The organism is Methylovulum psychrotolerans (assembly GCF_002923755.1).
GTDB lineage: Bacteria > Pseudomonadota > Gammaproteobacteria > Methylococcales > Methylomonadaceae > Methylovulum > Methylovulum psychrotolerans.
Window position 1 is genome coordinate 1,021,839 of record NZ_PGFZ01000001.1, and the last position, 24,468, is coordinate 1,046,306.

19 protein-coding genes are annotated in these 24,468 nt (G+C 51.6%); 6 read left to right on the forward strand and 13 right to left on the reverse strand.

Translation table 11 applies throughout. The features are described from left to right. Nucleotides 1-425 precede the first annotated feature (425 nt). Together AADEFJLK_RS04755 and AADEFJLK_RS04760 are read left to right on the forward strand one after the other, a co-directional pair. Nucleotides 426-3,782 (forward strand): hybrid sensor histidine kinase/response regulator, encoded by a 3,357-nt coding sequence (locus AADEFJLK_RS04755; RefSeq protein WP_088617867.1) that lies wholly within the window; start codon nt 426-428, stop codon nt 3,780-3,782. A 163-nt stretch (nt 3,783-3,945) separates the two neighbouring features. Further along, the gene (locus tag AADEFJLK_RS04760; protein WP_232463744.1) at nt 3,946-4,866 is read left to right on the forward strand and encodes a response regulator transcription factor; all 921 of its coding nucleotides are present in this window, start codon (nt 3,946-3,948) and stop codon (nt 4,864-4,866) included. 116 nt (nt 4,867-4,982) lie between these two features. Here AADEFJLK_RS04760 and AADEFJLK_RS04765 read toward each other — a convergent pair whose 3' ends face one another. The 8 genes from AADEFJLK_RS04765 to AADEFJLK_RS04795 all read right to left on the reverse strand — a co-directional run bounded on the left by AADEFJLK_RS04765 (nt 4,983) and on the right by AADEFJLK_RS04795 (nt 12,883). Next, on the reverse strand, nt 4,983-5,354 hold the full coding sequence (locus tag AADEFJLK_RS04765) for a hypothetical protein (protein WP_103973464.1): 372 nt from the start codon (nt 5,352-5,354) through the stop codon (nt 4,983-4,985). 293 nt (nt 5,355-5,647) lie between these two features. Continuing rightward, nucleotides 5,648-6,529, reverse strand: coding sequence for a sulfotransferase (locus AADEFJLK_RS04770; RefSeq protein WP_103973465.1), 882 nt, complete (start codon nt 6,527-6,529; stop codon nt 5,648-5,650). A gap of 348 nt (nt 6,530-6,877) precedes the next feature. Continuing rightward, a complete protein-coding gene (locus tag AADEFJLK_RS04775) occupies nt 6,878-7,369 on the reverse strand; it encodes a DUF1269 domain-containing family protein (protein WP_088617864.1) in 492 nt (163 codons plus the stop codon). 374 nt (nt 7,370-7,743) lie between these two features. Next, complete coding sequence (locus AADEFJLK_RS04780) at nt 7,744-8,997, reverse strand: NAD(P)/FAD-dependent oxidoreductase (RefSeq protein ID WP_103973466.1); 1,254 nt, start codon at nt 8,995-8,997, stop codon at nt 7,744-7,746. 214 nt (nt 8,998-9,211) lie between these two features. After that, complete coding sequence (locus AADEFJLK_RS23850; RefSeq protein ID WP_088617862.1) at nt 9,212-9,490, reverse strand: hypothetical protein; 279 nt, start codon at nt 9,488-9,490, stop codon at nt 9,212-9,214. Nucleotides 9,491-10,081: 591 nt separating this feature from the next. Next, on the reverse strand, nt 10,082-10,855 hold the full coding sequence (gene rsmA / locus AADEFJLK_RS04785; RefSeq protein ID WP_103973467.1) for a 16S rRNA (adenine(1518)-N(6)/adenine(1519)-N(6))-dimethyltransferase RsmA: 774 nt from the start codon (nt 10,853-10,855) through the stop codon (nt 10,082-10,084). Then, nucleotides 10,852-11,865, reverse strand: a complete 1,014-nt coding sequence (pdxA, locus tag AADEFJLK_RS04790; protein WP_103973468.1) for a 4-hydroxythreonine-4-phosphate dehydrogenase PdxA — start codon at nt 11,863-11,865, stop codon at nt 10,852-10,854. Before pdxA ends, rsmA begins: the two co-directional genes overlap by 4 nt. A gap of 46 nt (nt 11,866-11,911) precedes the next feature. Next, nucleotides 11,912-12,883 carry an Lcl C-terminal domain-containing protein gene (locus AADEFJLK_RS04795; protein ID WP_088617859.1) on the reverse strand — a complete coding sequence of 324 codons (972 nt, stop codon included), beginning with the start codon at nt 12,881-12,883 and terminating at the stop codon, nt 11,912-11,914. Nucleotides 12,884-13,175: 292 nt separating this feature from the next. Here AADEFJLK_RS04795 and AADEFJLK_RS04800 point away from each other — a divergent pair, with 292 nt between their 5' ends. Continuing rightward, a complete protein-coding gene (locus AADEFJLK_RS04800; RefSeq protein WP_088617858.1) occupies nt 13,176-13,898 on the forward strand; it encodes a DUF445 domain-containing protein in 723 nt (240 codons plus the stop codon). Continuing rightward, nucleotides 13,899-14,705: an alpha/beta fold hydrolase gene (locus AADEFJLK_RS04805; RefSeq protein ID WP_103973469.1), complete on the forward strand. Its 807-nt coding sequence runs from the start codon at nt 13,899-13,901 to the stop codon at nt 14,703-14,705. Nucleotides 14,706-14,967: 262 nt separating this feature from the next. Here the strand turns inward: AADEFJLK_RS04805 and AADEFJLK_RS04810 are convergent, their stop codons facing one another. Beyond that, complete coding sequence (locus AADEFJLK_RS04810) at nt 14,968-15,693, reverse strand: helix-turn-helix domain-containing protein (RefSeq protein ID WP_088617856.1); 726 nt, start codon at nt 15,691-15,693, stop codon at nt 14,968-14,970. Between the two features lie 116 nt (nt 15,694-15,809). On the opposite strand from AADEFJLK_RS04810, the gene AADEFJLK_RS04815 reads away from it, so the two are divergent. Further along, the gene (locus AADEFJLK_RS04815) at nt 15,810-16,358 is read left to right on the forward strand and encodes a DUF1415 domain-containing protein (RefSeq protein ID WP_103973470.1); all 549 of its coding nucleotides are present in this window, start codon (nt 15,810-15,812) and stop codon (nt 16,356-16,358) included. 195 nt (nt 16,359-16,553) lie between these two features. Next, entirely contained in the window at nt 16,554-17,222 is a 669-nt protein-coding gene (locus AADEFJLK_RS04820) for a Bax inhibitor-1/YccA family protein (protein WP_088617854.1), read from the forward strand. Nucleotides 17,223-17,410: 188 nt separating this feature from the next. On the opposite strand, the gene AADEFJLK_RS04825 is transcribed toward AADEFJLK_RS04820, so the two are convergent. The 4 genes from AADEFJLK_RS04825 to AADEFJLK_RS04840 form a co-directional block, all read right to left on the reverse strand. After that, on the reverse strand, nt 17,411-20,506 hold the full coding sequence (locus tag AADEFJLK_RS04825; protein WP_103973471.1) for an efflux RND transporter permease subunit: 3,096 nt from the start codon (nt 20,504-20,506) through the stop codon (nt 17,411-17,413). Next, complete coding sequence (locus tag AADEFJLK_RS04830) at nt 20,503-21,612, reverse strand: efflux RND transporter periplasmic adaptor subunit (RefSeq protein ID WP_103973472.1); 1,110 nt, start codon at nt 21,610-21,612, stop codon at nt 20,503-20,505. Before AADEFJLK_RS04830 ends, AADEFJLK_RS04825 begins: the two co-directional genes overlap by 4 nt. A 182-nt stretch (nt 21,613-21,794) precedes the next feature. Further along, the gene (locus AADEFJLK_RS04835) at nt 21,795-23,240 is read right to left on the reverse strand and encodes an efflux transporter outer membrane subunit (protein ID WP_088617851.1); all 1,446 of its coding nucleotides are present in this window, start codon (nt 23,238-23,240) and stop codon (nt 21,795-21,797) included. Between the two features lie 448 nt (nt 23,241-23,688). Then, complete coding sequence (locus tag AADEFJLK_RS04840) at nt 23,689-24,336, reverse strand: CerR family C-terminal domain-containing protein (protein ID WP_103973473.1); 648 nt, start codon at nt 24,334-24,336, stop codon at nt 23,689-23,691. Nucleotides 24,337-24,468: the final 132 nt, after the last annotated feature.

A 24,468-nucleotide genomic window follows, 5' to 3' on the forward strand; every position in this document is an offset into this window, starting at 1 on the left:
CAGAAGGCTTGTCGCTCCGTGTTATCCGCCTCCTTTCATCCTGAGCCATTACAGTTATCCCCTCAGTTTACCCCCACCCCTAATCATCAACACATACAATCCGTCAAATGACTCATGAGTCATTTGACGGATAGCTGGTAAGATCAGTTTTTTATACAGTGGACATCAGACCCCTTCAGCATTTAACCTGAATGCGGCTACTGCCCGACGATGTTTGGGGTAGAACCGTGCTTATTACCGTGCCTACTGGGTAAAGCAAAATCTTATATTGCACCATATATGGGTTTTGCGCTTGCCATCAGAACATGTTTCATGAGGAGATAGAGAGAAAAATCCGACCTATTTGCCCGCGTTGAGTATAAAAACCCTTAGAGGATCTAAGCCATGGCTTACGATTAGGTTATGCACATACACGACACCAGCCGATGAAAAACAAAAACATTTACCAAAACATCTCAAAAATCCGCCGCGATTATAATTCTTGGGTGGCGAATGAAAGCCTGGAAGACTATGCTTTGCGTTTTGCCCCGCGCAGTTTCCGCAAATGGTCGGAGTTTCAGGTTGCCAACACCGCCTTCGGCTCGACATCGTTTTTGGTGCTGGAGGCCATCGGCGGCTTTTTGGCGATACATTACGGCTTCACCAACGCTTTTTGGGCGATTTTAATTGTCGGACTGGTAATTTTTATCACTAGCTTTCCGATCAGCTATTACGCCGCCCGTTACAATATTGACATCGACCTGCTCACCCGCAGTGCCGGGTTCGGTTATATCGGCTCCACCGTCACCTCACTGATCTATGCGTCATTTACCTTTACCCTGTTCGCCTTAGAAGCCTCGATCATGTCCTTGGCTTTAGAACTGTATTTCCATATCCCCATTGCCCTCGCCCATGTCATCAGCGCCGTTATTGTCATCCCTTTAGTGACTTTCGGTATCACCACTATTAGTCGGATGCAATTATGGACGCAACCGGTATGGCTGGCATTGTTAATCGCCCCCTATATCGCCGTGGTCATGCGCGAGCAAGATGCCTTGCTGACGGTAGAAAGTTATTTTTGGATAGCCGGTAGCGGTCAAGGCTTTAATTGGCTGTTGTTCGGCAGCGCCACCACAGTGGCCTTTTCGATGGTCGCACAAATCGGCGAACAAGTGGACTTTTTACGCTTTATGCCGGAAAAAACCGCCGACAACAAACTGCGCTGGTGGTTAGCGACCATCAGCGCCGGGCCGGGCTGGATTATTTTTGGGATGCTCAGGCAATTGGGCGGGGCGCTCTTAGCGCATCTGGCCATGCGCCACGGCATCCCCCCCGAACATGCCCACGAACCGACCCAAATGTACCTCATCGCCTATCAGGAATTGTTTCCTAACCCTGAATGGGCCTTAGCGGCGACTACCTTGTTTGTGGTGATTAGCCAACTAAAAATCAATGTCACCAATGCCTACGCCGGGTCATTGGCCTGGTCGAACTTTTTTTCGCGTATTACCCACAGCCACCCTGGGCGGGTTATCTGGCTACTGTTCAACGTGCTGATTGCCTTATTGCTGATGGAATTTGGCGTATTCGGCGCCTTGGAAAAAGTCCTGGGGCTGTTTTCCAATATGTCGATCGCCTGGATCAGTGCGGTCGCGGCAGAATTGCTGATTAACAAGCCACTCAAACTCAGCCCCGACATCATCGAATTTAAACGCGCCTACCTGCCCGACTTAAACCCAGTCGGCATTATCGCCACCTTTGTCGCCTCACTGGTGTCGATACTCGCCTATATCGGTCTGTTTGGCGAGGCCGCAAAAGCATTTTCCGCGTTCATCTCGCTAAGTCTGGCTTTTATCCTCGTCCCCAGCATCGCCTATTTTACTGGCCACAAGCACTATTTGGCGCGTGACCGCAATAAGCAGAACCGCCGCAGCCATAACCAATGCTGCATTTGTGAAAATGAATTCGAGCATGAAGATATCGCCTATTGCCCGGCTTACAACGGCAGTATATGCTCATTGTGTTGCACCTTAGATGCCCGGTGTCTGGATGCCTGCAAACCGGGGGCGCGGCTGGACGATTATCTGGAACTGTTCGCCCGACGCTTTATGCCTTCCGCCATGAATCTCACCGCGCGTTTGCGGCTGTTACGCTTCGTCCTGCTGTTTGGCTTTTTGTCGGTGCTGACCAGCATTTTCATCGGCATCATTTATTATCAGGATCTCTTGGCGGCGGAAACGTCACTAAAGGCTTTTGAACTGCTTCTGGCTAACTTTGTCAAAGTCTACACGTCGTTGATGGTGTTTATCGGCCTGTGTACTTGGTGGCTGATCTTAAATGACGAAAGCCGCCGCGTAGCCCACGAAGAAACGGGCAAGCAGACGCATTTATTATTAACCGAAATTGAAGAACATAAAAAAACCGATGCCAAACTGGAGCAAGCCATTAAAATGGCCGACACTGCCAACAGCGCGAAAAGCCGTTTTTTAAGCAATATGAGCCACGAAATCCGCACACCCTTAAACAGTATCATCGGTTATTCATACATCCTACATAAAGACCCCAGCATCCCCGAACACCGCCGCCAAGCCGTGGACACCCTAAAACGCAGCGGTGAACATTTGGCGGCACTGATTGAAGACATCCTCGACATTGCCCGCATCGAAGCGCGGAAATTTGAGCTAAACTACGAGCCGATCAATTTTCAGGCTTTTATCGAACACTTGGTGCGCATCTACAAAGTCCAAGCCGAAGATAAGGGCGTGGCGTTCCGCTGCCAGATACTCAGCACCTTACCGCAGCGGGTGCGGGCTGATGAAAAGCGGGTCGGGCAAATTTTAATGAACATCCTCAGCAATGCCGTCAAATTCACCCAAGCGGGGGAAATCACCTTACGCATAGGTTATAGCGGCGGGGTGGCAAATTTCCAGATTATCGATACCGGGCAAGGCATAGAGCCTAGCCAATTGGACGCTATTTTCCAACCCTTCACCCGCTTGAATACCACCACCGGCAATGCCATTTCCGGCAGCGGCTTGGGGTTGACCATCAGTAAAATCCTCGCGGAAATTATGGGCGGCGATTTGGCGGTGACCAGCACTGTCGGCAAAGGCTCCACATTTACCGTGCGGCTGTTTTTACCTAATTTAGGCGCAGCCACTGCCCCTGAACCCCAAGACAACATTACCGGCTATCGTGGGCGGCGGCAAACCGCCCTAGTAGTTGACGACCAGCCAGAACACCGTGATGTGATGGTGTCGATTCTGGAACCCCTAGGTTTTGTTATGCTGACCGCCAGTGACGGTAACGAATGCCTGACCCAAGCCCAAACCCATAAACCCGATGTGGTACTGTTAGACTTGACCATGCCAGGCATGGGCGGGGCGGAAACGGCGATACATTTGCGTAAAAACGGCTTGTTGAAACCGATTATTGTCCTTAGTGCTAACGCCTATCCGGCTGACCGGGCGACCGCTATCCAAGCCGGCTGCAACGATTTTTTGGCAAAACCCATCCAAGTCGGCGACTTGCTCTATAAACTCAAACTCCATTTAGGATTGACTTGGATTTGCCAAAACGAAGAGCCGGATTTGAGCATCGCGGCAGATGAGGCGTTACAATTGCCGCCTGCCGAGATGTTACAAAAACTTCAGGCATTTGTGCGTATCGGTGATTTGCTGGGGTTGAATAAAAAACTCGATGAACTCATTAAAGACAATCCAGAATACAAGCCGTTAAGCCTGCGCATCAAAACCTTAACCAGCGAATTCCGGTTGGCGGAAATTAAAAAATTATTGGCTTAAATTTTCTCAGCCTAGGCAATGCCCCTCCCGAAAAAGGGCATAAGCTAATTGAGCCATACGGGGCAGGCCTTACAAGGTATTAAGTGACGGACGGTTTATGCCCGTTCCTAAGTAACCTGCCCCCCCCTACTATACTTGACGCTTTTGCATAGGAGATTATGCTTTGGACACCACCACATCCTCCGCTAACGGCACGATTATGATTGTTGACGACACCCCCGGCAATTTGGCGTTGCTGTCCGACACACTCTCGGAAGCCAATTATCGGGTGCTAGTGGCAACTGACGGGCTGTCGGCCATTGAGCAAATCGACTACCTGAAACCGGATATTATCCTCATGGATGTCATGATGCCGGGCATAGATGGGTTTGAGACTTGCCGCCGCCTAAAAGCCAACCCGATAACAGCGGCCATTCCGGTACTGTTTATGACAGGCCTAAGCGAACTCGACAATTTATTGCGCGGCTTTGATGAAGGTGGCTTGGATTACATCGTCAAACCCATACGCCCACCCGAAGTGCTGGCGCGGATCGAAGTGCATCTGGCTTTGGCGCGTGATCGGCAACGCGCCGAAAACGCCTTAACCCATAGCCCGTTTTGCGCCTTAGCGGTGAATTATCAAGGTTCGCTCACTTGGTTGACCCCAGCGACGGAGGTATTGCTGACAGAACTGGCACCGAACGCCCTATTTCAGATCGGCAATCCGTTACCCAAACCGATCTTGGATTGGTTTAAAAGCAGCCGCCTCAATACCGACCACAATACCGATGAATTCCGTAGCCCTAACGGCATCACTATCCGCATGAGCGCCTGCCAAAATGCTGGAGAGTACCTGTTATTGCTGAAAAAAACTGCCGCCGACTGGAATTTGGAGTCTTTAAAAGATGCCTTAGGACTGACGTTCCGGGAAGCGGAAATATTAATGTGGATATCGCGCGGCAAAACCAACAAAGAAGTCGGGCTGATCTTAGAAAGCAGCCACCGCACCGTCAATAAGCATCTGGAACATATTTACGAAAAACTCGGCGTAACCACCCGCGCCGCCGCCGTCGCTATGGTACTGCAAAAGACCGGGACGTATTGACCGCCATGACAGCTAGCAGCGGGCACCTATCCGCTTAAGCAAAAAGTGCCTAACCTCCGGCGGACACCCTTTAGCGCATTATTATCGGGCTAACAGAGAGCCCCTGAGCTTGCCCTTTACTGCCCTGGCTGCACCACAGGCGCATTTTCCACCCGTTGCTTAACGTCCAAGGTTTCGGCATTAATGGATTCAACCAAATCCTTATGATCTTTTTGCTGCTGCTCGACCTTATCATGAATCCGCTTCACATCGGCATTCGCTTCTTTGGTCATACAGCTATAATAAACCAGCGCCTCTTGCTGCCAAGCGTTAATGGCGGCGACGCTGTCGTTAAATCCCGGCACAGAATCATAATTCAACGCGGGGGCTATCGGCTTAGGCCCGCACTCGCTGGGTTCCCAACCGTCTTTAGTCAACGTACCAGCGGTAGAGCTTACGGCACCTAGGCACAAGCCAGAAAAAATAGCCAAACGCAATAGTGTCATCATGTATAGGTCTCCTGAACAGGGGGGAGGAATATAGAAGTCATCGCCAAGGTATGCCTATTGCCAAAACCGCTGCCAAGACCAATCTTTAAATTGTAGTCGGTTTTTTCTTATCTGTGCCAAAAACAGGCAAAAAAAGCCGTACAAGCCACTGTTTACAGGCTAAGAGAACATAAAGCCAGCAGACTCAGCCAAGTGGGCTTACCCTTTGATTAAGCAATTCCAGAGCAATTCCAGTACAAAGCCATTGATCTTAGCATTAAAAAATACAGTTATCGGCAGCCAGCATTTTCTGCTTATGCCCCTTTAGCCAACTGCTGTTGCGCCGACGCTAACCATTGTGCCGTATGCGGATTATTAAAACGCCGATGCAATTGCTCAATATCACTAATAAACAATTTGGCTAACGCGTAAGCAATGTCAGAGGGAATGTCGGGATATTGATGGGAATTGATGCGCTGCTTAGCCATCGAACAAATATGCTCATCAGATGCATCAACGCCTAAAAATAAACACACATCCTTTAGCAATTGCTCAGGCGTGTCACGAATTTGTTCTTGGAAGCCGATAAATATCTGCTCGGGCGGATAATATTTTTCCCAACGATGTAAATTTTTGAGAAACCGCGAACTGGCCTGATGTGTAGCATTGCCGATAAATTTTTCAATGGCTTCGGGATCAGCCGTATGCAAGCCTTGGCTACCGAATTTAGGGCGGTGGAACATCGCCAAATCCGACCATATCCTATCAATAGGGTTACGCAGCAGGTAAATGATTTTCGCATCCGGCACCAAGGCATGGACTTTGGCGATTTTCGCCTCACCTAAAATGGCATAGCGCGGCGTAATTTCCCCAGCAACCTGGCCTTTGGCTGGCTTAAATAAGGAAAGATACCAGTGCTGGGTACGGATAGAAAAATAGTAGCTGACATACCACCCTAAGGCTTGTTGGCCTTCCCGCACTTTAGCAAAATCCCGCACCATCCGATTTTTCGCCCAATGGCGGATAGGGCGCATCGGGGCAAACAGCAGAAAAAAAAAGGGGACTAACGGCGGAAAATCAAAGAAATGCAGTTCTTTTTCAGGGGGTAGCCAAATATTAGGATGGTTTCGTAAATTGCGGTCTAACCAGGTCGTACCGGCTTTTTGTGAACCGATAACCAGAAAATCAGGAATCATGATAAGTGACAGGTGATCGTAAAAAGAACCTCCCTTTGCCCGCATCAATTGCGTAAGCTCAAGCACCAATCAGGTGAGCCAGGCAAAAAAAAGGCGACGGAAAATTGGATGCAATGGCTCGCATTATCGCATAGATTAGCTGGCTACTGGCGACTATTACCACCGTAGCGGAAATTTTTGCAAGGTTCTGGCTGTGTTTATAAAGCCCAGACCTTTCGGCTTTCTTATGACCCTGCGGAAACAAGGAAGTAAAAAACCTAAAAGGTCTGGCTAACAGACACTCACTGCGCTGTAATTTTTCTTATTAAATTACTGTTTTAATAGTATTTTTTAATATAAACAAGAGATTTACGCTTTAATGGCGTTAAGCATTTCGCGGGCTTGGGTGGTTTCTTCTTCGGTACCGTGCAACATCAGCAGATACTTATCGGCAATCAGGTCTTTTTCATACTTAATCACGTCTTCTTCCGGCAAGCCCATGCTGATTAACGCCGCCCCTAAGGCTGATAAGCCCCCCATGACCGCCGCGCTTTCCAAGGCTGCCACTAAGGTAGTGACAACAGGTCCTGCGAGGGCGATCAAACCTACGCCAGGAATGAAAAATACCGCTGGCGCGAACAGCAGACCCCAAAAGCCGCCCCATACTGCACCGATGCCGCCCCATGTCTTCACCCGGTCGCCTTTAGTATAAAAACCGACCGGATGCTCTTCCGTTTGATAGCCCTTACCGACAATGGATAGTTTGGCCATATCGAAACCCAATTTATGCAGGCCTTTAATGGCCGCTTCCGCTTCGGTATGGGTGTCAAATACTGAAATTACCGTGTCTTCTGTCGTCATGTCTCACCTCGAAAGCATTTGGAAAATACCGCGCCTGATAGGCCGCTAGGCTGTTCAAGCGGCGGGGTTGGGCGGACTTACCCTATATCCACCACCCCTTAGTATACGCCTAATCTATTTCAGTTCCGATTTATCGCCACCCCAACCGCATTAAAAACCGTCCCCTATGTGCATCGCCATAAAAGGCAACCATGAGCAATCGGGCAAACACGACAGGCCTTTCAGGTTTTGGCAACCTGAAAGGCCTGTTAGTGACGGACGTATTTTATTAATTGCCCCTTAGGACGGCAGATAAGCGCTAGGCACTATGCACCTATAAACTGACGGCCTCTATCAGGCAAATCCCTACCCTGAGCCGAGACAACAGCACTTCGTCAGTCTTGGCTGACAAAACGTTTGGCGTAGGCTTCCAGATGCGGGATGTCAATGCGGTAACCTTTAATCATAATATGCCAATACAGCCAAGGAAAGCCGGTGGTTTTGCCCCACCACCAGATCCGACGGTTCGCCCTAGGGTCTAACCAAGGGAACGATGGGGTAACCTTACCCGCATAAGCAAACTCCGCCAGCATGACGGTGCTCAGTGAAGTGGTCAACGGGCAGGAACCGTAACCATCATAGCCTTCGGCAACCGTTTTGCCGTTGATCAGCGCCAAAATATTATCCACCACCACCGGCACTTGTTTGCGTACCGCCGCTGCGGTTTTGGCGTTCGAGGTCGAACCGGCATCACCTAAGCCGAAAACAGTCGGGTATTTGTTATGCTGTAGGGTTTTATCATTAATATCCACCCAGCCCGCCGCGTTGGCTAAAGGGCTTTGCTTAATGAAATCCGGCGCACTTTGTGGTGGCGTGACATGGATCATATCAAAGGTTTTGCTGACCCGTTCTTTATTGCCGTTACTGTCGGTGACTTCAAAAATGGCGGTTTTGGCAGGGCCGTCAATAGCGACCAGATTATGGTTGAATGATGTAGTAATACCATAATCGGCGACCACTTTACTTAAGGCCTTGGCAAAAAATGGCACACCGAACAGCGCAGGCCCGGCGTTGCAAAATTCAATGGCGAATTTGTCCAAGATGCCTTTTTTGCGGAAGCGGTCAGCGGCCAAATACATGATTTTTTGCGGAGCACCCGCGCATTTGATCGGCATTGGCGGCTGGGTAAACAAAGCCGTACCCCCTTCCAATTTTTGGATACATTCCCAAGTATATTCCACCGTATCCGGCGAATAATTGCTGCACACCTGATTTTTACCCAACGTATCAAGCAAGCCTTCGATTTTCCCCCAATCCAATTGCAAACCAGGGCAAACCACCAGATAGTCATAAGTCACTGCTGCGCCGGAACGCAATGTTACGGTATTGGCTTCGGGTTGGAAGGTCTCGGCATAGTCTTTCAGCCAGTTGACCGACGGATGCAGCAGATCGGCTTCCTTACGTATCGTTTGCTTTAAGGTATAAGCCCCGCCACCGACAATAGTAAAACCGGGCTGATAGTAATGAGTCTCGGAAGGTTCGACCAGCGTGATGGCGATGCTGGCGTTTTGGCGGCGCAGGTTATTGGCTACCGAAACGCCCGCCGCGCCGCCGCCGATGATTAAGACAGTGGAATGTTGTTGGGTCATAGTTCCTCCAAAATTGAATAAAATTATTCTTGTCATTATTTTAAGCTGGGCGGCCACCCTATTCTATTTAAGATCGCCACCAACAAATGCAGTCAGAAAAGCCACCTGCCCCGATTTTTTTCAACCGCAGGCAACGCGAAGCCCTTTCTTCCCAGCCCTACTATTGAACTAAAATAACGGGCAAGTCAAGAAATTATAGCAATTTTTAAGGCACTTATAAGGCTTCGGCCCTATGTTCCTGAGCAATAAACGGCACACGGCCTTTTTTATCCAAGGCCGCCGCCCACCTCTCGTTGATACTCTTCAACGGCTCCATTTCATCATCAATATAAGCATCGACAGCATGTTGCTCTTCTGGCGAAAGGGCCAGCACTTTAGACATACAGTCGCACGACACTAATGGTGTGCCGCAAAACGGACAAATCTCTTGGGTGCAAAACGGCTCATGCAGCGCACCGTCCGAACACGCGCAATCAGCACAAATTATTAACATGGACAACACTCTCCTATTGTTTTCAACGCTCATAGACCCTTATCAGAGTCATTTTTTAATAAAAACGTATCCGATAGCCTTTATCGCACCGGATAAACATCCCAGTTTAGAATGCTAGCATGGCAGCCCGACAGTTGATAGTAACAATCTCACATTTCAAAAAAATTTTCATCAAAAATTCTGCCGTCGCCAAGAAAAGCACTAAGAATGCCAGAAAAAAATAGGAAATTGCAGGCAAAAAAAAGCGGCTTAGGTAAGCCGCTTAAAGAGAAGGATTTAAAAACTCTAAAACCCCCTAGGGGGGAGCGCATCTCAAGAGTTGGGCTAATCTTACGCGCAAATGCGCGGCATGAAAATGTGGCACATTGCCGCGCGGCGGATTGTCGCAGCTAACGGTCACATAAACAGCAAGGGGGAATTCTGCGGACAAAAAAAAGCGGCTTAGATAAGCCGCTTAAAGAGAAGGATATAAAAACTCTAAACCCCCTAGGGGGGAGCGCATCTCAAGAGTTGGGCTAATCTTACGCGCAAATGCGCGGCATGAAAATGTGGCACATTGCCGCGCGGCGGATTGTCGCAGCAGGCTATCTGTTACAACAAGTCGCTCAATCTGGCAAAATCACTTAAGGCCAGCGTTTCGGCGCGGGCACTAGGGTCGACACCAGCGGCCTGGATTTGCTCGGCAGTCAAAAGTTTGCCCAGCGCGTTGCGCAAAGTCTTACGGCGTTGCGAAAAGGCCGCCGTAACAAGACGGCTCAGGTTGGCGACATCACGCACCGCCACTGGCGGTTGCGGGTGCGGTATCAGCCTGACCACGGCGGACATGACTTTGGGGGCAGGGTCAAAACTTTCCGGCGGCACCACAAACAATAGCTCCGGTTCGCAGTAATACTGCATCATAACGCTTAACCTACCGTACTGCTTGCTGCCCGGCGGTGCGCACATACGGTCGACCACCTCTTTTTGCAACATAAAGTGCATGTCTTCAATACAGGCGGTGTTTTCCAGCAAATGGAACAGCAACGGCGTGGAAATGTTATAGGGCAGATTACCGATCACCCGTAGTTTGCCGTCGCCTTCCGCCAACCGCGCAAAATCAAACGCCAAGGCATCGCCGCTGTGGATAGTCAAACGTGGCCTGGCACCGAATTTATCTGTCAGAAAAGCGACCAAATCCCGATCCAGTTCTACGACATCCAAGCGGACACCCGTCTTTAGCAGGGGGTCGGTCAACGCCCCCATGCCCGGCCCTATCTCTACCCAATGCTCATCGGGGTGGGCGGCGGTGCTGGATAAAATGTCGTTAATAATCGAATGGTCATGCAGAAAATTCTGCCCGAAACGTTTGCGGGGGGTATGAGTCATAATGGCGAAGAAGCAGTAGCGGCAAGCGATGGCGAAGCCATCATTAAAGCAGTCTGTAAGGCGACGGACAAGCTACCGACATCGGCTTGGCCAGTCCCGGCCAAATCCAAAGCCGTGCCGTGATCAACTGAAGTACGGATAATCGGCAAGCCGAGGGTGATATTGACGGCTTGCCCAAAGCCTTTATACTTGAGCACAGGCAAACCTTGATCGTGGTACATGGCCAACACCGCATCGGCCTGGCTGAGATATTTCGGGGTGAATAAGGTATCGGCAGGCAAAGGGCCAACCACGTCAACACCTTGGTGACGGAAGCTCTCCAAAACCGGCTCGATAACGTCAATTTCCTCCCTGCCCAAATGCCCTCCCTCGCCCGCATGGGGATTCAGGCCACAGACCAAAATACGCGGTTTAGCGATATGGAAACGGTTACGCAAATCTTGCTCTAAAACCCGGATGACGGTTCTTAAACGGCTATGGGTTAAAGCCGCGCTGACTTCGGCCAGCGGCAAATGGATAGTCACCAAAGCGACCCGCAAACCCTCGGTGGCCAGCAACATCACCGGATGCCCTCCGGTCAGTTCGGCAATAAACTCGGTATGGCCAGTAAACGGTAAGCCGGCATCATTAATTATGCCCTTATGGACAGGTGCTGTGACCATTGCGGCAAAGTGCCCGTCCAAACAGCCTCTCGTAGCTTTAGTAATGGTTTTTAAGACATAGCGGCTATTCAGGGCATTCAAGCGACCCACCTGCACAGCCGCCGCCAATTCGACGGGTAACAGGGTCAGGCTGCCGGGCTGGTGCGGCCGAGCCGCCAATTGGCTATCAAAATTATGCAGTTGCAAAGGCAAGCCTAATTGCTCCGCACGTTGCACCATCAACTCAGGGCTGGCAATGACCACCAACTCACAAGGCAACGCCTGTTGCGCCAATTGGATACAAAGGTCAGGGCCGATACCCGCAGGCTCGCCAGGAGTCAGGGCAATACGCAAAAGTGAAGAGGTCATGCAGAAGAGGGGATAATAAAAGTGGAAAAAAGACACCCGGCAATGTTTAGGCCTTACGCACTAGCCTGACACCATAACCGTAATTGATATTGCCATAAAACGCGCTGCCGCTGGTAAAATCGACAATCCACGCGACATTGTTATTATAAGAACCGGCCGAGGCCGACCACATCAAGTCATAATGGCCAGGGAACACCCGGTTATTGATAAAATGTAGGCCTTTGCGGGTATCGCCCGCTTCGAAGTCGATCAGCGTCTTTAGCTCCTCGACTAAGGGCAACCGCCAATCGGTGTAACCTTCATAACCGCCTTGGCGGTTAAAGGCCTGAGCCGCTGCAAACGCCTCTTTCCACTCAAAGCGCTCCAAGCGCCCCTGAACTTGCTCATGATACCACTCTTGCCCCAAGGCAAAGCGCAACCACATCAGCCCGTTATGGACATCTTTAGCAATGCCGCCGTTGAGAATAAACTGGCTGTCTTCACCTGCCGTAGCGAAAATATGCCCAAACGGCTTAGCATAGCTTCTATCGACAAATTGCGCGGCAGTTGGGGGGTGTTCATAAATGGCTAAGGCCAATTTCTCGGCCACCAGTTCGTCGGCATCGTCTAATTCATGGTAAGCCGCCGCCAGACCCAGAAACGCTAAAGACCGCAATTCCTTATGGCTAAAAGAGCCGGTGTTGCCTTGTGCAGAGATGCTGGACAGGCTATAAAAACCGGATAAGGCACCCGATACCAAATCACGTTTGGCATGGGTACGCGCCGAATCTTTTAACTGGCTAAAGGCGCTGCTCAGTGCCGATAAGCGCTGCTGTTCCTGACGGGTCGCCGTTTGCGCCAAGTCGGCATTTAACCGGAGCAAATAAGCGTTAATTTTCGGCGGTTCCAACCCCGAAAAACCCGAAAATAACCCCAACTCACGGGTTAGGGAACTGATTTTGACACGAAATGTCTGGCTAGCAATTTCCGCACTGAAATAATCCAGAATATCCGCCATCACTCTATTCGATTCAACCATAGCTTTATCTCTTGAAGAGTAATCTTAACGATGAGCCTAATACTTGCTGGATACCACTGGGCGATCATAATCGGAGAGGAGTTTACATCGGTTAATGTTAATTGTTACCATTCTAACATTCTATCCCTATAAGATATCTATCTATTTATTTGCGATTTTTTATAGATATTGGGTATATAACGTGCTTAATATCGAATTAGCCAAACTAAGCAGGTTATAATACCGCCCCCCTGCTCCGGGGTATTGCCACATAAAAAATCAACCTTTTGATTTAAAAAATTATTTTAATGTCATGAAAAAATATCTCAACAAAAGCTTACTGACTAATGCGCTATCGGCACTCATTATTGTTGTCGGCTACGTTTGCCCGGTACAACAGGAACTAGTCAAATCCATTGGTTTTTTTGCCTTGTCGGGTGCCATCACCAACTGGCTGGCCATTTACATGCTGTTTGAAAAAGTCCCTTACCTGTACGGTTCAGGGGTTATCCCCGAACGTTTTGAAGAATTTAAACAATCTATCAAACGCCTGATGATGGAGCAGTTTTTTACCGAACGCAATATCGGCCAGTTTATTGAAAATGAAGAAAAACAAGGCGGTAAGCTGCTCAACCTAGAACCACTGCTCAATGCGGTCAATTATGACAAAATTTATGACGGCCTAGTGTCATCAATCATGGAATCCTCATTCGGCGGCATGTTGCTGATGATGGGCGGTGCTGAAGCCTTAACCCCGCTTAAAGAGCCGTTCAGCGCAAAAATGCGTGACACGCTGACCGAAATGGTGCATTCCGAAGTATTCAACACCGCCCTGCAACAAGGCTTGGATGCACACAAGATCAGTGCCGACATTGTCAATAAAATCGAAAGCGTCATCGACAAGCGCCTGAGCGAACTGACCCCGCAATTGGTCAAAGAAATGGTACAAAGCATCATCAGCGAACATCTGGGCTGGTTAGTGGTTTGGGGCGGGGTATTCGGTGGCCTGTTGGGCGCATTGTTCGGGTTCGCCTAAATGGCGGCGCTTGACCTTGCCTTTGAAGTTTTCGGTACCCCTGGCTCACAACCGCCCCTGCTGATCTTGCACGGTTTTTTCGCCTCCTCACGCAATTGGCGGCAACTGGCCGGAAAATTGGCGAAGCACCAACAGGTTTATGTGCTGGACATGCGTAACCACGGTGCGTCGGCACATCATCCGGCCATGGATTATCCGACAATGGCCGCCGATGTCCGCCGCTTTGTCGACTGCCACAACTTAGGGGTTGTCAATCTGCTAGGGCACAGCATGGGCGGCAAGACCGCCATGTGGTTCGCACTCAACTACCCGACGTACGTCGATAAGCTGATTGTCGCCGATATTGCCCCGGTCAGCTATAGCCATAGCTTCGCCTCACTCATTGCCGCCTTAAAAGCCCTGCCTTTAGCGGATCTGGACAACCGCAAGCAAGCGGAGGCTTATCTCTGCGCTGCCATACCCGAATTAAGCTACCGGCAATTTTTGCTGCAAAACTTGGTACTGATAGATCACCACTACCAATGGCGGATAGATTTGGATATTTTCGCCCGCACCGCCCACCACATTGTCGCCTTTCCGCCCGCCCTACACCTGCAACCATTTACCGGGCCGACCCTGTTTATTTCCGGGGCCCGTTCCGCGTATTTATCGGCAGGGCAAACCCAAGCGCAAACGTTATTTCCCCGCGCCCATTTTAGCCAAATCGCCAATGCCGGACACTGGTTACACGTCGAGCAACCGGCCGCGTTTTTGGCGGAAGTCGGGCGGTTTTTGCAAGCGCCGAAACAGTATTTAAGCCCCATTTGATCTATATCAAAACCATCCGAAAAAGGGCGTGGCACAATAGCCCCACCCTAAGCACGGGGCCACTACATTCTTTAATATCACTTGCGAAAAGAAATTATGAAATCAATCAGCTCAATCATTTTGTTAGTTATCGCTGTCGCCACTTTAACCGCTTGCGATTCAGGTAAAGGCCCAAGCAAACCAGCCAGCGCTACTGCCGCGTCTTCTGCGCAATAACAACCGCATTATCTGCCTAACATAGAAAGGCACAGCGTGGCCTTTCTTATGCTGAGCGCCACAAAGCGCAGGACTCGACAATCAGGGTCAACAGCGCCAAGTCACTAATCTCGACATTGCGCTGCCTGATACGGATGATCCCCTGCCGGTTCAGGTCGGCAAGCTGGCGGCTCACCGTTTCAATCGTCAGGCCTAAAAAATTGGCGATGTCCTGCCGCCGCATACTTAAATTAAACGCGGTGCCGGAAAAACCCAATGCCCCATAGCGCCTTGACAGCATCAACAAAAAGGTCGCCACCCGTTCCTTCGCGCTACGGTGTCCCAGCAAAACGATCTGCTCATGGTCGGAGGCGATTTCTTTGCCTAAAATCCGCATCATCTGCATTTGCAGGCCGGGAATTTCGGTGCACAGCTCTTGTAGCCGCGCTACCGGCACCTCGCACACCGCCGCCGTCTCCAAAGCCACCACCGAACAACTGAAACGGCCATGCTGCAAAGCGTCCAAGCCCATGATCTCACCCGGCAAATAAAAGCCCACTGTCTGCTCAAAGCCATCCGAATCCGCCATAAAACTGCGGAATGAGCCAGATTTTACCGCATACCAATAGAGGCCATCCCCCCCTTGCCGATACACATACTCATCCGCCTGTAAGAGCCGTTGGCTTTTAACCGCCGTGGCAAGCTGGGCGACCGCCTCATGGTGCAACCCGTAGGGCAAACATAATTCGGCGAGCCGGCAATGCGGGCAAGCGGACGCGGAGGCAAATGCCATTGTCGTCAATCCTTTTGCAAAATGGACAGTGTAGCAGAAGATAGCGTTAAAAAAGTAACTGTTATAGCGCCAACGGTTCAGACTAAAATAGCTGTTTTGCCCATTTACTTCCTATTATGCCCAACCCCCCTATCATAGCCACCCGCTTGTGGCTGGAATCCGTCATTATCGGCCATACTCTGTGCCCGTTCGCTAAACGCGAATTAGAGCGCGGCAGCATCCATTTTTGCACCGAAGCCGACACCGACCCCGAAACCTGCCTGCACCAACTGATCGGCGAATGCGTCCGGCTAGATAATGACAGCAATATCGCCACCACCCTAATCATTTACAGCCACGGCTTTAGCGATTTTTATGCTTACTTGGATTTTTTGGCCTTGGCCGAAGCCTTATTAGCCGCCCAAGGCTATGAAGGCATTTACCAACTCGCCAGTTTTCACCCCGATTATTGTTTTGCCCAAGCCGCCGCCGACGATGCCGCCAATTACACCAACCGCTCGCCCTACCCCATGCTGCATCTGCTGCGGGAAAGCGATATCGAACAGGCGGTCAGCAGCCATCCTGACCCGGACGGCATACCCGAACGCAATATCCGGCATACCCGCCAACTTGGCCTAAACCAGATGCAGGCCTTACTGGCGGCCTGTTATCGCCAGAAACCCTAGTAATAGGGTTTGCATCAGACCCGAAAGCGTTTTATGATGTTTCAGACCTGCGGGTTTAACCCGTGCCGCGCTTGCCGCTGGCCTAGCCACACTGGCAAACAACCATCAGCCAACGCGCACAATCTTAACCCCTAACGAAACTCTACCCGCATTTACAGGTCACTTGTACCGTCAACCACTCTTTAAGGATCCTTTATGAAAGCCGATACCGTTTTATCACGCCCCGAAGCGGGCGTACTGGCAACCAATAAGTTGCTGCGCAATACTTACCTGTTATTATCCATGACTTTATTGTTCAGCGCCATGACCGCCGGTGCGTCCATGTATCTGAACCTGCCCCACCCCGGCATGATCCTGACTTTAGTCGGTTTCTATGGCCTGCTGTTCGCGATCACCAAATTCCGCAACAGCGCGGTCGGCATTGTCCTGGTGTTTGCCCTGACAGGTTTTATGGGCTTGACCTTAGGCCCTATCCTGACTATGTACATCAAAGCTTTCACTAACGGCCATGAGCTGATTATGATGGCCTTAGGCGGCACTGGCACGATTTTCTTAGGCCTGTCCGGCTACGCCTTGACCACCCGCAAAGATTTCAGTTTCTTGGGCGGCTTTTTGATGGTCGGCATCTTGGTGGCCTTTCTGGCGGGTATCGGCGCGGTGGTGTTCTCCATCCCCGCCCTGTCCTTGGCGGTATCGGCGATGTTTATCCTGCTGATGTCCGGCATGATCCTGTTCCAAACCAGCCTGATGGTCAACGGCGGCGAAACCAACTATATTATGGCGACCGTTAATTTATATGTGTCCATCTATAACCTGTTCCTGAGCTTGCTGCAAATCTTAGGCGTATTCGGCGGCGACGACTGATAGGCCCGAAAGACTAGGGTGATTACACCCTAAACCTCTAGTACCCCCCCAAAGGACACCCGGCTATAGCCGCGTGTCCTTTTTACCTTCCAGACCATGCGCCCGAATTTTATTGGGGTACGCACTATCACCACCAACTTCGCCCTACACAAAAAGCTTCCGCTTATTTCCTAACAATAAACGGATGATCAAGCCATATTTTTCAACTTAATGGCCGTACCCCGCCCCGACCACCGCAAAACCCACTCCTTCACATCATCCATATAAGTAAACGCCACCGGAATCACCAATAAACTTAGCAAGGTAGAAGTCACTAAACCACCCAACACCGCCACTGCCATCGGGCTGCGGAAAGACGAATCGGAATCTCCCCACCCCATAGCAATGGGCAACATTCCCGCGCCCATCGCAATCGTGGTCATAATAATCGGGCGGGCGCGTTTATGGCAGGCATCCAACAAGGCTTCATGGCGGCTCATACCGTGGTCGCGTCTGGCGACAATGGCGTATTCGACTAACAATATGGAGTTTTTCGTAGCGATACCCATCAGCATCACCAAGCCGATTAAAGACGGCATGGAAAAACTTTTATCCGCCAGCAACAAGGCGACAAAGCCGCCGCCGAACGACAGCGGCAACGCCACCAAAATGGTAATCGGCTGTAAAAAATCCTTAAATAACAGTACCAGCACGATAAAAATACACAACACGCCAATCAGCATCGCCGTGCCAAAACTGGTAAACAGTTCTATCATCATTTCCGCGTCGCCGACATTCACTTGCTTCACCCCCGCAGGTAAGTTACGGATACTGGGCAATTGTTCCACAGCGGCGGCGACATCGCCTAAGGGCAAATCGGCCAATTCAATTTCAAAATTAATATTGCGCGCCCGATCATAACGGTCAATCACCGCAGGGCCGCTAGACAGGGTCAAATCGGCGACTTGCCCGATCATCACCGGGCTACTATTCGCTTTACCTGACGGTACGGCCAGACGCTCCAATATGGCAAGGTCACGCCGCCCGTCTTCCGTCAGCTTGACCATAATCGGCACTTGCCGTTGCGCCAGATTAAACTTGGGCAATGAGGTATCGTAATCGCCGATAGTGGCGATACGCAGCGTCTCGGCAATAGCGGCGGACGTGACCCCCAAATCAGCGGCACGGGCAAAGTTTGGCCGCACGGCAATTTCCGGCCTGACCAACGACGCACTGGACGCAATATTGCCCAAGCCATGTATCGTGCGTAAATCTTTCCCGACCGCGCGGGCGGCGGTCAACAGCGTCTGCGGGTCTTCCCCGCTCAACACCAACACATATTTTTCCCCAGACGCACCCAAGCCTACTTTCGTGCGCACTCCAGGCAACGCTTGTAAAGCGGTACGAATATCTTTTTCAATAACCTGTTTGCGCACGGGCCTATCTTGGCGGTTCGCCAGTAAAACGGTCAGGGTCGCCTTACGCACCTCACCGCCACCCTGGATCGCCATCGGGTCAGCCCCTGCCGTACCTGCGCCAATCGTGGTATAAATGGCATGCACATAAGGTATGGCAGCGACTAACTGCCGCGCTGTTTCCGCTGTCGCGCTAGTTTGCGCCAACGTCGCTCCGGGCGGCAATTCGACAAACACCTGACTTTGCGGATTATCATCCGCTGGGACAAAGCCAGTCGGCAATAACGGGATTAACATGAGCGAGCCGATAAAAAACGCCACCGCCCCTGCCATCGTCAATAACCGGTGCCGCAAGCACCACGCCGCCAAACTTAAATAATGGCGCATAATAAGCCCGTCAGCTTGGGCTTTATGGCCTGTATCCTTTAACAAATATGCCGACATCATCGGGGTTAGCATCCGTGCCACCACCAACGAGGCCAAAATGGCCAACGCCGCCGTCCAGCCAAATTGCTTAAAAAACCGTCCGGCGATACCGCTCATAAAAGCGGTCGGCAAAAACACCGCCACTAAGGCCAGCGTCGTTGCCACCACCGCCAAACCGATTTCTTCCGCCGCTTCCATCGCCGCCTGATACGGGCTTTTGCCCATGCGCAAATGGCGGACAATGTTTTCGACCTCAACAATCGCATCATCGACCAAAATACCGATGACCAGCGACAAGGCCAATAAGGTGACGACATTCAAAGAAAAGCCGAAATAATCCATGCCGATAAAGGCCGGAATCGCCGACAAGGGCAAGGCGACCGCCGAAATAAAAGTGGCCCGCCAATCGCGCAGGAACAACCAGACCACCAAAATCGCCAGAACCGCACCTTCGTACAGCAAAGCCATCGAACCGTCGAATTCTTCCTGCACCGGCACGACAAAGTTAAATGCCTCGTTCAACTCCACATCAGGATTGCTCAGGCGCAATTGTGCCAATGTTTTTTGCACCCCAGCCCCGACTTCCACCTCACTCGCCCCCCGGCTCCGCGTCACCTCAAACCCGACCACACGTTTACCGTTAAAAAACGCCAATGCGCGGGGTTCGGCAACCGTATCGTTAATCTCGGCAATCTGATCCAAACGCACCCGCCGCCCATCCGGCAAGGAAATCTCTAGCGTCCGCAGTTGTGCTACCGACGTGACATTCGCCAAAGTACGCACCGGCTGTTCGCCGTTGCCCAAATCGGTGCGCCCACCGGAGCTCTCGCGTTGAATCTGCCGCAGTTGTTGGGAAATACCTGTTGCCGTCGCGCCTAAAGACTGCAACTTAATCGGATCCAAGGCAATCGCCACCTCCCTCGTCACCCCGCCAACCCGCTGTACATTCCCTACCCCGCGCACCGACAACAGCCGCTTAGTAATGGTGTCATCGACAAACCATGACAAAGCCTCTTCATCCCGCTGCGCCGAAGCCACCGTAAATGCCAAAATCGGCGATGATGCCAAATCCAATTTATTGACAATTGGATCCCGCAAATCGGCGGGCATATCCGACCGCACTTTACTGACTGCCGAGCGCACATCATCGACCGCTTCCTGTACGGGTTTTTCTAGCCGGAATTCGGCGGTGATCGTAACGCTACCGTCCTTAATTGTGGTGGTCAGATGCTTTAAACCTTGCAGTGTCGCCAACGAATTTTCAATTTTCCGCGCCACATCCGTTTCCAACTGCCCCGGTGACGCGCCGGGCAAACTGCACGACACCACGACAGTCGGCAAATCCAAATCCGGGAAGTTTTGGATTTTCATGGCCTTAAAACATAGCAAACCGCCGATGCTCAGCAGTAAAAACAGCATCAAGGCCGGAATGGGATTACGGATACACCAGGTTGAAATATTCATTTGCCCACCACCCGCACGGTATCGCCATCCGCCAAAAACGCCGCCCCGCTGGCCACCAAACGGTCATCAGGGCTAATGCCCGATAAAATTTCATAATACTCAGCCCAACGCCGCCCTAATTGCACTTTGACTTGGCTGACCGTCGCTTGATCGTGCTGCCCTGCATTCAGACGGAACACATAACTAAAGCCTTCGCGTAAAGACAAAACGTCTTGCGGCACAGTCAAAGCAGAACTACTGCCTAGGACAAATTCCCCTTGGGCGAACATCCCGGCGCGTAGCCCTTGGCTGCTGGCCGTAGCAGGCAGATCGACATAGACCAAGCCATTACGGCTTTGGGTATCTATGGTCGGGGCAAGCACCCGTACCTTACCCGCCACTTTTGCCACGTTGGGGATAATCACTGTAACCGCCACCCCCGGCTTAAGCCGCGCCATTTCCGCCGCCGTCACTTCCGCCCGCCATTCCAAACGGTTTTGCCGGATCAAGCGGAACAACTCCTGACCCGGCGTCGCCACCGCCCCTAAGGTCGCCGACCGCGAAGAAATAACGCCGTCATCACTGGCGACCACACGGGTATGCTTTTTCCGCAGCAACTGGCTATCCAACTGGGCTTTAGCCGACTGCACTTTCGCAGCAGCGGTTTTTTCACTGGTTTCATACTGGGCGACTTGTTGGCCGCTCAACACCCCCGAACCGGACACTTGCCGCGCCCGTTGCGCATTAGCGCGGGCATCGGCAAGATTCGCCTCCGCCTCCGCCAAGGCCGCTTGGGTTTGGGCGACATCCGCCAACACCCGATCATCGGCAAATACCGCCAAAATTTGGCCTTTACGCACCGTTTCGCCCACTTGCCCCCGTACCTCATCTAAACGCAAATCGCTGATTTGCGCGCCGATAATGGCCTCCTGCCACGCCGCAACCGAACCGTTGGCCGTTAAAGTCAACGGAATATCCCGCTGGCTAGGCCGACTAACGGTAACGCTTAAGGCTGGGCGCACCGCCGCGTTACCTTCAGCAGGCGCATCGCTTTGCCCGATACTCTCGCCCACACTTAAGGCCAAACAAATACCCGTCACTATCGCCAAAACATTGGCTGTTTTCATGCTCTTGCTCCAGTTACAGTTGCCGCACAGGCGTTATCCAAATAGGTGTTTTCCCGTTCCCACGCCCGGCGCCCACTGCCATTAATCCAATAATTAATAATCAATGTGTTGCCGTTAAATTTTTTTCAAAAAAGCCAAAACAGGATTAACCGTCCATAGTCCGATAAGGTTATCCTTATCCCTCAATCCACCCAACCGCCGCCCACAGCACGATACAAAGCAATCCACGCGCTAACTTGTTCCTGCTCCAAATCCTTTACCGCCAAATCCGCCGCCACTGCCGAACGCCGCGACGTTTCCGCATCCAACAAATTCCCCAAACCCACCTCATAAGCTTGCTTAGCGGCCTGATAATGGCTCTGATAATCACGGGTAGCCGCATGGGCTTGAGGCAAGCGTTGCCCGGCACTCGCCAAACGCACCAAGGCCTGCTCCACCTCTTTCACCGCCGTGCGGACAACCGCATGGAATTGCGCGGTGGCAGCGGCATAATCCTGCTTCGCGGCTTCGACATCAGCAGCGCGTTTCCCCGCATCAAACAACGGCAAGCTCAGCGTCGGGCCAATTGACCACGTTTGCGCTAAGGTCAACGCCCCACCGTTAATATTTTGGAGCACCGGCGCAATATTGCCCGACAAACTCAACTTAGGATAACGCTTGGCTTGCGCCACCCCGATCTTGGCACTGGCTTCCGCCATATCCCGCTCGGCGGCGGCAACATCCGGGCGTTGCAACAACATCTTGGCAGGTACGGCATTAATCGGAAACGGCGGCGGTTTAGGCAAACTGGCGACCGCCCCTGAGGGTTGCGCCAATAGTTGCCGCAGTTGCGGCTCTTCCAGCCCAGTCATCGCCACCAAACTTTTGACCGAGCGGTCACAGCTCGCCTGTTGTTGCAATAAGGTATTTTGCCCCTCGGCGGCACTGGCGCGGGCTAAAGCCGCATCGGCGGTCGTGCGGAACCCGGCTTGGGCAGCAATCCCCACCACCCGCGCCGAGGCCTGCCTAGATTGTGCGTCGGCCTGATTTAGACGCAACTGCGCCTCACAATAGCGTTGCGCCAGATAAGCATTCGCCAATTCCGCCGCCACTGCCACCCGTGCGTCGTGCCAAGCCGCCGTGCGCGAAGCCAACTGGCTCAGCCCTGCCTCTTGCTGCCGCGCCAGACCACCAAACAAATCTAACTCCCAACTGGACTGCAACTCCAATTGATGTTGGTTACGGATAAACGGCGCTTGCCCGAACGAAAACGACGAACGGGTACTGCTTAAACTGCCATCCACACTCGGCAAAAACTGCGAACCGCTGCTGACCAGACTAGCCCGCGCCTGCCCAATACGCGCTTTGGCATTGGCGACATCGGCGCTTTCCGCTTGTGCCGCAGCCAGTAAACGGTTCAGCACCGGATCATTAAATTTTTCCCACCAGTGCGCCAATTCCGTCAATTCGCCGTGATGCGCCAACACCGGGGGTGGCGCATACCAGCGTTTGGCGGCCGGCAGTTCGGGTGTGTGGTAATCCGGCCCCACTGTCGTTAGCCAACCACCTTTTAAACCGCAACCAGACAATAGTAACGGTAACATCACCCCACTCAGGAGGGCATTACACTTGATGTTCAAGTTTTTCATAAAAACAGCTCTACATATCGTGAAAACCGTCATTGCAAAAACCATTTACCACGCAGGACACGAAAGGCACGAAAGCACAATAAAATCGCCGTGTTTTTGTGATAAATGAATGACGGAAGAAAAATTTACCGTGTTTTTAAGTAGGGTTAGAAACGTGCATAAAATTAAGTAGGCGTTCCATTGACGGCTGCGTGTTAAACCCTCCTGAGCGAAGCCGAAGGCCCTCTTGACAGGAGAGTGAACAAATGGCTTCCCAGTCGTAGGCGAAAGTCAGGGGGAAAAGCCCCTCCCCTGTCCCCTTCGCTCAGATAACGCGGACGCTGGGGAGGGAGTGCCGTACTTTCGCCTGTACAACAGACTTTATTTTATGCGCGTCCCTTAGGGTTTAACCGATAGCCGGCTTGCAAACAAACTTACCGATTTTACCCTGCACAATGTGAATGCCCAGTTAAAGCCTGCGCTGCACCTCACCGGCAATAATGGCCACTGCATAGCCCGCCAAACGTTCCGCTAATATCTCAATATCAGCGGGCGTAGCTAGCAACTGCGGGGCAAGACAAGCCACCACATCCTGTCCGACATAAAAATGCACCGCCATACCGATTACCGCAAACGCCAAGCGCTGCAAATCGTCATCCGGCTCTGCCAAGGCAAAGTGCCGCTGGAGCAATGCAAGCAGAACATCATGCAGCGGCTTAATTTCAGCATCTATCTCTTCCTGCCAAACCCCCGTAGGCTCAACCATTTCCCGAAAACGCAATTTCATCGCCAATCGCGAAGTTTCACCTTGCTTTAACGGCGCTAAAAATTCGCGGAAAAACAGCGCCAAGGCTTGCGGCAAAGGCAAGTCCGCACAAGCCGCCAAAGCCAAATGGCAAGGCGTGTCGCCCATCGGTTCAATAAATGCCGCCCGGTACAAGCCTGCTTTGTCACCAAAATAGTAGCGGATGGCCGAAATGTTCGCCCCCGCCAATTGGCAAATATTACGCGTCGTTGCTGCCGCAAAGCCTTTTTCGGCAAAAATGCGCAACGCCGCCATCACCAAACAGCTACGCGCATCCTGCGGTTCGGTCAGATTATCGGTATGCTTAGCCATCTATCCCATACATCATCAGTCGCCCATAATTAAATCAATCGTTTGATTTAATTATGGGCGACAAATACCCGCCTGTCAACTTTCCCGCCTATTTTTACCCGTCCACTAACAAAAATAACCCTCAAAATGCCC